This is a genomic window from Candidatus Saccharimonadales bacterium, assembly GCA_035697325.1.
Classification (GTDB): Bacteria; Patescibacteriota; Saccharimonadia; order Saccharimonadales; family Saccharimonadaceae; genus JALRBM01.
The window spans coordinates 38,801-49,566 of the sequence record DASSDB010000001.1 but is presented as its reverse complement, the minus strand read 5'-3'; the positions used below and the strand labels follow the sequence as shown (position 1 = coordinate 49,566).

General features: G+C 47.7%; 13 protein-coding genes and 1 pseudogene. 6 read left to right on the top strand and 8 right to left on the bottom strand.

Annotated features, from left to right (window positions below):
* The 4 genes and pseudogenes from VFH06_00285 to prmC all read left to right on the top strand — a co-directional run bounded on the left by VFH06_00285 (position 1) and on the right by prmC (position 2,548).
* Positions 1-215, top strand: a pseudogene (locus tag VFH06_00285) (type B 50S ribosomal protein L31).
* A gap of 165 nt (positions 216-380) precedes the next feature.
* The gene (locus VFH06_00280; protein HET6746530.1) at positions 381-659 is read left to right on the top strand and encodes a hypothetical protein; all 279 of its coding nucleotides are present in this window, start codon (positions 381-383) and stop codon (positions 657-659) included.
* 1 nt (position 660) lies between these two features.
* Positions 661-1,731, top strand: a complete 1,071-nt coding sequence (gene prfA, locus VFH06_00275) for a peptide chain release factor 1 (GenBank protein ID HET6746529.1) — start codon at positions 661-663, stop codon at positions 1,729-1,731.
* Positions 1,694-2,548: a peptide chain release factor N(5)-glutamine methyltransferase gene (gene prmC / locus VFH06_00270; GenBank protein HET6746528.1), complete on the top strand. Its 855-nt coding sequence runs from the start codon at positions 1,694-1,696 to the stop codon at positions 2,546-2,548. Before prfA ends, prmC begins: the two co-directional genes overlap by 38 nt.
* Here prmC and VFH06_00265 read toward each other — a convergent pair.
* The 3 genes from VFH06_00265 to VFH06_00255 are packed head-to-tail and all read right to left on the bottom strand — an operon-like array spanning position 2,545 to position 6,207.
* On the bottom strand, positions 2,545-3,732 hold the full coding sequence (locus VFH06_00265; protein ID HET6746527.1) for a trypsin-like peptidase domain-containing protein: 1,188 nt from the start codon (positions 3,730-3,732) through the stop codon (positions 2,545-2,547). The two genes, prmC and VFH06_00265, sit on opposite strands and share 4 nt — an antisense overlap.
* A 37-nt stretch (positions 3,733-3,769) precedes the next feature.
* Positions 3,770-4,549 carry a hypothetical protein gene (locus VFH06_00260; protein ID HET6746526.1) on the bottom strand — a complete coding sequence of 260 codons (780 nt, stop codon included), beginning with the start codon at positions 4,547-4,549 and terminating at the stop codon, positions 3,770-3,772.
* A 20-nt stretch (positions 4,550-4,569) separates the two neighbouring features.
* The gene (locus VFH06_00255) at positions 4,570-6,207 is read right to left on the bottom strand and encodes an LCP family protein (GenBank protein HET6746525.1); all 1,638 of its coding nucleotides are present in this window, start codon (positions 6,205-6,207) and stop codon (positions 4,570-4,572) included.
* 101 nt (positions 6,208-6,308) lie between these two features.
* Between VFH06_00255 and lepB the strand changes: the two genes are divergently transcribed.
* On the top strand, positions 6,309-6,908 hold the full coding sequence (gene lepB, locus VFH06_00250; GenBank protein HET6746524.1) for a signal peptidase I: 600 nt from the start codon (positions 6,309-6,311) through the stop codon (positions 6,906-6,908).
* On the opposite strand, the gene VFH06_00245 is transcribed toward lepB, so the two are convergent.
* The 5 genes from VFH06_00245 to rplU all read right to left on the bottom strand — a co-directional run bounded on the left by VFH06_00245 (position 6,905) and on the right by rplU (position 10,207).
* Positions 6,905-7,789: a ParB/RepB/Spo0J family partition protein gene (locus tag VFH06_00245; protein HET6746523.1), complete on the bottom strand. Its 885-nt coding sequence runs from the start codon at positions 7,787-7,789 to the stop codon at positions 6,905-6,907. The two genes, lepB and VFH06_00245, sit on opposite strands and share 4 nt — an antisense overlap.
* Entirely contained in the window at positions 7,779-8,585 is an 807-nt protein-coding gene (locus VFH06_00240) for a ParA family protein (GenBank protein ID HET6746522.1), read from the bottom strand. Before VFH06_00240 ends, VFH06_00245 begins: the two co-directional genes overlap by 11 nt.
* Before the next feature lie 119 nt (positions 8,586-8,704).
* Positions 8,705-9,079, bottom strand: coding sequence for a VOC family protein (locus VFH06_00235; GenBank protein HET6746521.1), 375 nt, complete (start codon positions 9,077-9,079; stop codon positions 8,705-8,707).
* Positions 9,080-9,153: 74 nt separating this feature from the next.
* On the bottom strand, positions 9,154-9,831 hold the full coding sequence (locus tag VFH06_00230) for a helix-turn-helix domain-containing protein (GenBank protein HET6746520.1): 678 nt from the start codon (positions 9,829-9,831) through the stop codon (positions 9,154-9,156).
* Positions 9,832-9,898: 67 nt separating this feature from the next.
* Positions 9,899-10,207, bottom strand: a complete 309-nt coding sequence (gene rplU / locus VFH06_00225) for a 50S ribosomal protein L21 (GenBank protein HET6746519.1) — start codon at positions 10,205-10,207, stop codon at positions 9,899-9,901.
* Positions 10,208-10,346: 139 nt separating this feature from the next.
* On the opposite strand from rplU, the gene VFH06_00220 reads away from it, so the two are divergent.
* On the top strand, positions 10,347-10,733 hold the full coding sequence (locus VFH06_00220; GenBank protein HET6746518.1) for a hypothetical protein: 387 nt from the start codon (positions 10,347-10,349) through the stop codon (positions 10,731-10,733).
* Positions 10,734-10,766 lie beyond the last annotated feature (33 nt).

Below are 10,766 nucleotides of genomic sequence, written 5' to 3'. Positions count from 1 at the left end.
CCAACTATCGCCCTGTCGTATTTAGCGACGAGGCTGCGGGTTTTAAGTTCTTAACTCAAAGTACCGCGCAAACAAGCGAAACAATCAAATGGGAAGATGGCAATGAGTATCCACTGGTGAAAATCCACATTTCATCAGCGTCTCACCCATTCTTTACCGGTGAAGAGAAGATCATCGACACCGAAGGTCGCGTTGACCGCTTCAAGGCTAAGTTTGCTGCCGCCGAAGCTCGCAAAGAGCAGCTGGCATCAAAGGCAAAAAAGCTCAACGCCCTTAAGGCTAAGAAAGCCGCTTCAGACAAATAAAGCATCATCAAGAGGCCAGCGCACCTGTAAGCGGCCTCTTTTTGCTATACTGAGGAGGAAGGAGCAAAGAAGGCTATGGATCCACAACAAGTTCCGGCGAAAAAGTCTTATAAAAAACTTGGTATGTTACTGCTCGTCGGTCCGTCTACGCTATTTTTGCTTGCGGTTCTCCTCAATGCTATTGTCAATTTCGTCGTTGGCTCCTCGCAGCCTTCCGGTACAGACCAACTATTCCCGCAACCGACGCCTTTTTCAACAGTTGCAAGCGTTGTCACCTTTATAATGGCCGCAATGAGCATCGTCACCTGGATACCCGGCCTTATCATCGGAATCATTTTTCTAAAAAAGAAGTAATATGCCTAAAATTAACCTCGACCTCACCCTCCTCAACCAAGAAAAAACCGAATTGACGGATTTTTTGGCGTCGCCGAACGCATATAGCGATCCGCAGTTCGGTAGTAAAAACCGTCGGCTTTCAGAACTCGATACTATTATCGAAAAAGCCACTCTGCGCCAAACGCTCGAAAGTCAGCTTGAAGAAGCAAGGCACCTCGCTACCGGGAGCGATGAACTGGCCGAATTAGCCAAGCTTGAAGTAGCCGAAACCGAAGCTAAACTTGAAAAGCTTGAGGACGAATTGTTTATCATGCTCGCTCCCAAGGACCCAAATGATGAGAAGAATGTTATCGTCGAAATTCGAGCCGGTGCCGGCGGCGACGAAGCTAGCTTGTTTGCTGCCGAGCTCTACCGAATGTATTTGCGCTACTGCGAAACTCACAACCTCAAAACCGAGCTCATTAGCGAAAGTGCCAACGATACCGGCGGCTACAAAGAAGTCGTATTTAGTATTAAGGGCGATTCTCCCTATGCCCAGTTAAAGTTTGAATCCGGCGTTCACCGCGTCCAGCGTGTGCCAGCGACCGAATCTCAGGGACGAATTCATACAAGTACGGTTACTGTGGCGGTCCTTCCTGAAGCCGAAGAAACTGATATCGAAATTAATCCGAGTGATCTTCGTATTGATATTTACCGGGCAAGTGGCCATGGCGGTCAGAGTGTCAATACCACCGACAGCGCCGTGCGTATCACTCACCTTCCAAGCGGCATGGTGGTTACCAACCAAGATGAGAAGTCTCAGTTAAAAAACAAGGAGAAGGCTATGAGCGTTCTGCGTAGCCGGCTTCTCCAACAAAAGATCGACGAGGAGCAATCCAAGCTTGCGGCCGAACGCCGCAGCTTGATCGGAAGCGGCGATCGCAGCGAAAAAATTCGTACATACAACTTCCCTCAGGATCGCATCACCGATCATCGTATCGGCTATTCACGCAGCAATATTCCCGCCGCGCTAAATGGCAGTATCGAAGACATCATTGAACATTTGCAAGGATATGAACGTGAGCTTGCCGCAAAAAACGCCAACATATAGAGCCTGGGTGCAAGAGGCTGCTAAAAAACTATCAGCTGAGGGTATTTCATCGGCCCGGCTTGACGCTGAAATAATCTTAGCTCACACTATTCGCAAAAATCGTACGTATGTTCATGCCCACAACGACGAAAGGCTTGACATACGACAACTTGAAATTGCCGATGCCAGGCTAACGCTCCGCCTTGAACGGACGCCTATTGCCTACATCATCGGACATAAAGAGTTTTATGGGCGATCCTTTAAAGTAACTCCTGCAACACTTATTCCCCGACCCGAATCCGAAACGATAATTACTCTCTTAAAAGAAATCGTTGAAAACCAACCGCCCAGCCTGCTTGCTACGCCTCAACGGCTGATTGATATCGGCACGGGAAGTGGCTGTCTGGGTATTACCGCCAAACTCGAACTTCCTACCCTCCGCGTCACTCTAGCGGATATCAGTAATCATGCCCTCAAGGTTGCCGAGAGTAACGCCCAAGCACTCGGCGGCGATGTCGATATACTTCACAGCGATCTTCTTGAATCTTATCCGTTCTCTCCACACTACATTATTGCAAACCTCCCTTATGTCGACCATTCCTGGGAGCTTTCGCCCGAAACGCAGTACGAGCCGGAGCTTGCCCTTTTTGCCAGCGATAATGGCCTCCAACTCATCAACAAACTCGTTGAAGAGGCGAGCACCAGACTCGCCTCAAATGGCTATCTTTTTCTCGAAGCCGACCCCAGACAACACCAGGCTATCGTTATGTCAGCCAAAGACCATCACTTCAGCGTACATGCCACCGACGGCTTCATTATCGTTCTACAAAAAACCTAAGCCTTGTAAGCTGCCAGCGTGACTTGAAGTGTCACCGTTTTGCCATCTCGTAATACTGACACTTCTATTGTATCTCCAGGAACATACTCAGCAACCAAGCTCGAGACGCTGCCACCCACGCCAACATCCACTCCGCCGATCTTAGTGATAATATCGCCGTCTTTTATTCCGGCTTTATCAGCGGGACTTCCCGCAAGGACTGCCGCACCTCGTTCAGAATGAACGTACGCACCCTGCTTCACTCCAAGGTTATAATATTTCGCCACATCAGCCGTAATCGTCACAAAGTTAACGCCTAGGTATGCTCTCGTAACTCCTTTGCCTGCTAGCACACCTTTCATGATACCTTTGGTCGTATTGATAGGGATTGCAAACCCGATTCCCTGAGCATCTTGCACGATCGCCGTATTAATACCAATGACTTGACCACTCAGATTTAAAAGCGGACCACCTGAATTACCGAGATTAATTGCCGCGTCTGTTTGCAAAAGATCGGTAAGATTTTCAACCGTATTACCAGCTTGCGCTGAAATAGGGCGTCCGATACCAGATATAATACCGCTCGTTACCGTATTTTGATACTGCCCCAACGAATTTCCGATAGCCACAACCTGCTGACCGATACGTGTCGAAGAAGAATCTCCAAGTTGCGCCGCCGGTAAGTTAGTCACGCCATCTACTTTTAAAAAGGCCACATCATTAAGCGGATCGGTACCAACAAGTTTTACATTCTCGTGTGTCGTGCCATCAGAAAGAACTACTTTGATTGTTTTCGCGTCACTAATAACGTGTTTATTAGTGAGAATATAGCCATCACCGCTGACGATAATGCCTGTTCCCGCACCCTCTTGCTGAGCAGCTTCGCCGTTGCCATATTCCGGCCCGGCCGATTCGGTAGTAATGATGGAAACCACACTTGGTCCCACCTTCTCTACAACACTCGCGATATCCCCCTCTTGTTGCGTGACAATCTTATTCCCATCATTCGCAGGAGCCTGATGAGAGGTTAATCCATTATTGCTTTGCTGATTAAATAATTTGCCTAGCTCAAATCCAGCTACCGCACCCAGGGCAATAAGGACAACTATGCTTCCTGTGATAATCCAGATAATTTTATGATTGCGGCGCGGTCGTACCGGTGTTTCTACGGGTGTTTCTACTACTTCTTCTTTTTTCTCACTCATGATGATTCGATTCTACCCACTCAATCTGAGGGAGGGCTTAAATGCCGCCTGTATTGATGCGATTGAAGAAAATAATCAACACAAGGATGACGCTCACCGAAAAAAGCGCAGGCAATAGCACATCATTGCCACGGACTTCACCATGCTTCTCATAACTTGCGTACACACGCTCTGCGAGGAAGCTAAAGGCCAAGGCCACCAGCGCTTCTTGTACAAATTTGATATGCCCTACTCCGGGTAGATTGTATGCGAACGTCCAGTGGTACATCACCCACCCAAACTCAGCCATTACTAGTCCCCATATGAGACTATAGAAAGAGAGATGCGCTTCTTCGTAACTAGCTAAGACATGGCGCGCTACACTGAAGCCAATAAACCACATAGCCGCAACCACAAATACAACATTCCAGCTATACGAAATAAGGGCCAGGGCCGTAATACCCAAGAAAAGTGCCGTACCCGCCTGCAAAGTGATGAATGCTCGTTTTGAGCGTGGTTTTATAAAAAGTAACCATACGATGTAAAGTGCCGCGATAACACATTGCGCGATAATCGCACCACTTGCTGCGTACAGCAAAATAACCACACTGACACTCACGATAATATCAACTGAGTTGGCTTGTATATTCGCAAACCAATAGCGCGGTCGCACCGCCAATACACGCCACTTGCTCAGTAATACCAGGGCCAAGGCCGCCCACGGTGATTCAACCGCCCATACAATAGCAAGTACGGCAACAGCAAGTGCAATATTTAAAACGACATAGATGATCTCGCTGAAGAGCGATCGTTTTTTTGATAGTTTCAGGAACTCCATACTAGAGGCCATTATACCATTTATTCGCTCGCCGAACGATCTTTGCCAAATATCACGACGAAATTCGTTCCGGCAGCCGGTGTTACGGGAGGTGCTGTCGTCTTCACTTTTATACCAAAGAGCAACTCGAGCTTGCCTTTCGTAGCAGGCATACCATCACCGATCTGATACACTTCAACGTCTGCATAGGTCGCCTCAGGAGCAGTCGAAACATTACTAATGGTGAAGCCTTGCGCCTCTAGTTTATCCGCCTCTTTTTGCGCAACCCCGGCAACCCCCGAGCCATTTAATACGACAACGTTTGCTTCTTCGCTTACAACCGGATTGGAGCTGAGCTTCTTCTTTAGAAACTCCTTAAGTGGACCAAATTGGAACTTACCAGCTACGGGCTGTGCATTTCCGTTCAATATCGGATTCGCCGGATCATTAAGAACTATCGATTGTATATCGCTGTCTTTTATGTCCTTAGCAAGTGAAACCAGCGTGCGTACCTCGCTCGACTCAAAGGTCGTCCTTAAGTTATTTCCAAGAGCATCGATAATACCGCTCACTTTGCCAAAGTCGGTCAACACACCGGCACTAAGAGCTTTTTCACGAATCGCCTTAACGATCTTTTGTTGGTTTTTCTCACGGTCAAAGTTTGATTGCTCAAAGCCATACGTTGGCGCCCTGTCTCCACGCGCCTGAGCCAGATACAGAGCGTGCTCGGCATCAAGCGTCACAGGACCATTAGGATAATCGATAAAATGACCACTTGGGGGACAGCGACGCAACACTTCGGCGCGACTTACCTTACGATCACCAACGCCACACTTCCAGTCAAAGTTACTATCCATCTGACCTCTCGGGTCACGACTTTCAATTGTTACCGTAATACCACCAACAGCGTTCACCAATTCACGCATCACCGTGTAGTTAACATTGACGCCATACTGGATATCAAGCCCAGTGATACCACCAATAAAGGCTTGTTCTTTAGCAAGAGCCGCCCGCTCAGAATCAATATTGTCAGTCCCACCACCGACACAGTTATAGTACGCATTTATCTTTCCCGAGTAGCCAGACATACAGCCTTGACCATATTGTACTTCCATATCACGAGGAATACTGACCATGTACGCATTCTTATTTTTTTGGTCAACGCTAATGATCATGATTGAATCCGTAAGGTATCCCGCTTCGTGTCCCGGGTCGTCTTGAGATGTCCCGAGAACCAATATGTTACTACGCCCATTTTCGTCCTGCTTGAGCGGCTTGTTCTGAATAATATCGAGGATACTACCTTTGAATATTTGGCTTCCCGCATTCATACTTTTGTATACAAAATATCCCGCAATACCTATGATAGCGACAGCGAGTACAATAAGTACCCACTTGATAATGCGACGAAGTTTGCTCTTGGGTTTTTTATCACCCCGACGTTTCTTTCCTTTTTTACCTTGCTCAGGCTCATCGATACCTTTAAGCGACTCGTCGAGATCCCGCTTGGCAATTGGTGTCACTACCCCAACTCGACGCCTAGATGAAGTCTCCGGGTTATTAATAACCGGACGGGTTTGGTTAAACCTATTTGCCGCCTGGGCCATAGGCTCATCCACCTTGGGAGTGTTCGAACGACGAGGCACAAAGCCATCCATGGAGTTTCGCTGCTGTGTCATAAATACTTCTCCTACTATATACGACTCATGCGTTTTTTAAAACGAAAAATCATAAACTTTTTGCTTTTACAGTCACCGCTAAAGTGTGTATAGTAAGAGCAATGGAAGCATCGTTTATGCAACGTCATCCTTTTGTTAAGGATGTTCTCAATATAGCAATCTTTATCGCCTGTGTTCTCATCGGTACACTAGTTATAAATACATACGTTTTTCGTAGTTTCAATGTCGTCGGGCCAAGCATGGAAAAGACGCTCTTTACCGGGGATCGTCTTATTATTGATCGCCTCCCAGTCACGTGGTCCCAGCTTCAAAATAAACCATATATTCCCTCGCGCGGGCAAATCATCGTCTTTAGAAACCCTATGTACAATCCCGGTACGGGCGACGAATACATCGTCAAACGCGTTATCGCCTTCGAGGGCGAACGAGTCACCGTAAAGAACGGGATTTTGACCGTTTACAATACCGAGCATCCCGAAGGTTTCCATCCCGACGATAATAATCACGGCGAGCCAGGGTCACCAACCAGCGGTGAAGTAGACACTACCGTTACGGCTGGAACAATTTTCGTATCCGGAGACCACCGCCAAGGCGACTTCTCGTATGACTCACGAAACGGTCTCGGCCTCATCCCTCTCTATGATGTCGTCGGGCCTGTCGCCTTCCGCATTTACCCACTTAATGGTATACGCGGATTTTAAGCATCAAGTAACTTCTTGAGCCGCTGAAATTCCTTATCGTCTTTAAATCGAATGACGATCTGGCCCGCGCCTTTTGCGGTCGTTTTGATACTTACATCGGTACTAAAGCGTTTTTTAAACTGATCCGTGTCCTTTTCGTAGAGCGAGGCCGCTCGAGGCTGGCTATCTTTAAGCGCATTCCCTTTCGCATTCTTGGCTTCGTTTGCATATTGCTCAATCTTACGAGCACTCCATTCTTCGCTTAAAATCCTAGGGAGAATCTCTTCTGCCGCGCCAGGGTCGACACTCACTAATGGGCGCGCCTGACCTTCGCGCAGCTTACCGTCAGCCAATGCCTCACGCACGGACTCAGGTAAACGAAGTAATCGCAACGTATTACTGATACTGCTCGGCGATTTACCTCCCACGCGCTGCCCGATTTCATCAAGGGTCATATTAAACTGGTCGCGTAGCTTTAGATATGCCGTTGCCGTCTCAAGAATATTGAGATCTTGGCGCTGTAAATTTTCAATCAACGAAAGTTCAAGTCTATGCTGATCACTTAGTGTACGTACAAGTGCTGGAATCTTCTCAAGGCCCGCCTTGGTAGCCGCGCGCCATCGCCGCTCACCCGCAACAATCCGATAGTGGCCGCCGTAAGGCGTCACAACAATGGGCTGCACAACGCCATGCTCGGCGATAGAAATCGCCAGTTCATCAAGAGCGATCTCATCAAAAACTCGGCGTGGCTGATCCGGGTCGGCCTCAATTTGATCAAGTCGGATTTGGCGCAGCTCACTGACCTTCTCATCTTGCTCGGCTGTCGGATCAAATGACTCATCAAATAGTTCCGTCGGAATAAGCGAATCAAACCCTCTCCCAAGCCCTTTTTTAGCCGACACGATCAAGCACCTCCTTCGTTACAGATTTATACGCGCGAGCACCCTTAGAAAACCGATCGTATGCCCCTACGGGAAGGCCATGGCTCGGCGCTTCGGCGAGTCGTATATTGCGTGGAATAACTGTTTTAAACACCTTTCCCGGAAAATGCTTCTTAATTTCTTCATGCACCTGGCCACTCAGTGTCGTCCGACCGTCTACCATCGTTGGAAGCACCCCAATAAGATCAAGTGTCGGATTCATACTTTTGCGGATAAGCTTCATCGTTTCAAGAAGTTGCCCCAAGCCTTCAAGCGCATAAAATTCCGCCTGTACCGGAAGCAACACAAACCTAGCGGCAATCAGCCCATTCACCGTGAGCAAACTGAGACTCGGCGGGTTATCAATCAGTACAAAATCATACCCTTGTACTGTGCCTATAGCGTTTTTAAGGCGAGTAAACCGACGATTCGCTTGCGCCAACTCTACCTCCGTATTTGCTAAGTGTGGTGTCGTTGGGGCTAAAAATAAATTCTTGTGCTTGGTCGGCAGAATAACATCCACGAGCTGCTTTGTCTCTAAGATAACATCGCTCATCGTTCCTTCAAGCTCTTGTTTATCAAAGCCAAGGCCACTTGTCGCGTTTCCCTGAGGATCAAAGTCGACCAGTAGCGTTTTTTTGCCCTGTTTAGCTAAAAAGTAAGCGATGTTGACGGCGCTGGTCGTTTTACCTACCCCACCTTTTTGGTTGGTCACTGAGATGACGGTTGTCACTGGTTTTCTTCCCTCTTCTTTACTCCCTAGTATAGCACGAGCCATGCTTCTTGTGCTGAGAAAATCGCACCCCGAGATCACGAAATACATCATGATGCCCAGGGTGCGAGCTAAGAAAGATCCTAGCCGCCCTACGTAAGGCTAGGAAGAAAAATACCTAATTCTCAAGACTTTCCGACAATCTGTTGTACTGCCCAAGTGTTACCGTCTGGATCATTAAAGCGCGTGAAGATACCCCATGGCATCTCTTCGACTTCGGTTGCGTCAACTCCGTTTTGCCGTAGCATTTCATAAATCGCACGAGTATCTTCGACCACCATTTGCAATCCCTGTTGGCTTCCCGGCTTCATCTCAGTTATACCTTCTCCAATAACAATAGAACATGCCGAGCCCTCCGGCGTTAACTGCACGAACCTCAGCGATTCATTAACGCGGTGATCGTGATCAAGGGTAAAACCGACTTTATTTACATAAAAATCGATAGCCACATCAACATCGCTTACTGGCACAGGTACGAGCTCTAACTTCATTTTCATCATTCTTCTCCTTTAGTGTTTTATAGGTCTATTTAATCACCTCATAAAAAATAAGTTTTGTAAAAAAACGACAATAATTAAAGCTTATGGATGTAATCGGTGTTTATGGTGCCCGACCCCATAATATTCTTCAAATCTTTTGTCAGATGCGCCTGATCCGTATAGCCGACCTCCGCAGCCACTTCAGCCGAGGCTGTGCCTGTCTGGAGTAATTTTACTGCTTCTTGGGCACGGCTGATTTTTTCTAAACCCTTGCGGCTAATCCCTGTTACATCATGAAAGTGACGTTGCATTGTCCGACTCGACATCGCCCTAGGTTCACCGCTTAAAATCGAAGCAACAACGTCATCCTGTTTTAAAATTCCTGCTTCCACCATCGCCTGTGCAAGCTCTTCTGCTTCGTCATAATTTGGAAAACGGAACACACGACCAAGCAGTACAAAATGATCCCTATCCATATTTGGCAGCATTACCGTTGCATCAAGCAACTCGTCACCTTTCATACCAGCTAAGTAAGCACTCGCATCAAACGAAATAACAACCGCGCTCGTCCCCGCCCTATACGGCACGCGCAAGAACGTGGTCTGCTGGCCTGCAAGCATCATGTGGCGGGACCCGTCTTCTAGTTCTAGTGCCAACAGATCCCACGCACAATCTGGTGTCGCAACATACACGCCATCTTCGATGTTTTTCGTATGCCATACACGATCTATAAGCGGATGTGATGATGGGCGGTTTATATGTCGCTGCGTCATTTGCACCTATTATAAACAAAATCTCCGCGTGTCAAACCGACAAACGGAGATTTTAGAGATTTCACGGTTACTTGATCGAAGTGATTTCGAGCTTTGAGTATTTCTGGCGATGACCATTTTCCTTGTGAACACGCTTTTTTGATTTGTAGCGGATCACGCGGATCTTATCGCCCTTTACGAGATCTTCCACCACCTTGGCAATTACCTTCACGTCTTTAACCGTTGGCGTGCCGACAGTGGTTTTTTCACCATCAATAACCAACAGTGCATCAAGCGTGAGCTCTTTTGTTCCTTCCGGGAGGAGGTCCACCAGGAGGGTCTCTTTTTCGGCCGCAACATATTGTTTGCCACCAACCTTAATGACTGCTTTCTTCATTATGATTCCTTTAATTGTTAATCAATCTTGTCTATTGTAACAGATAGAGAGCTCTCTGTAAACCTTTCGCTTTTTGACACAATATAGGTTCGATGATAGGGTATAGAAAGCTCTTGTTTTCTATCGGAAGGAGCCTGGCATGGCCGAATCGGAAGAGGTTGCCGAAGTTCAGACCATCGCAGAAACGTTGAATGTCGCAGACGCTCAGGAAGTCATGAGCTGGTTCGAAAAAGCCGTCCAGGTCACGGTGAAGTACGAGAAGGAGCTCGATCCAAAGGCACGCAGATTTCTGATCATGAACATGGAGGAGACCTGGGGCGCCACCCCAGCCAGAGCTCCTTCCATCGATGCATCTGAGGATGATCTGCGCAATCTTCTAACTTACTTCAGATGGGTCATGAGGCACATCATGTTCCTGATCCATCCCGACAACGATGAGTACGATGCCTGGATCTCTCACGCCGAACAGACCATGAACGATTGCCGGGAATTCCTGGGGTTACCAGCGCTCAAATTGCCGCGTTAAACAACAAGAGCCCGCCCGGCATGCATGAAGTGT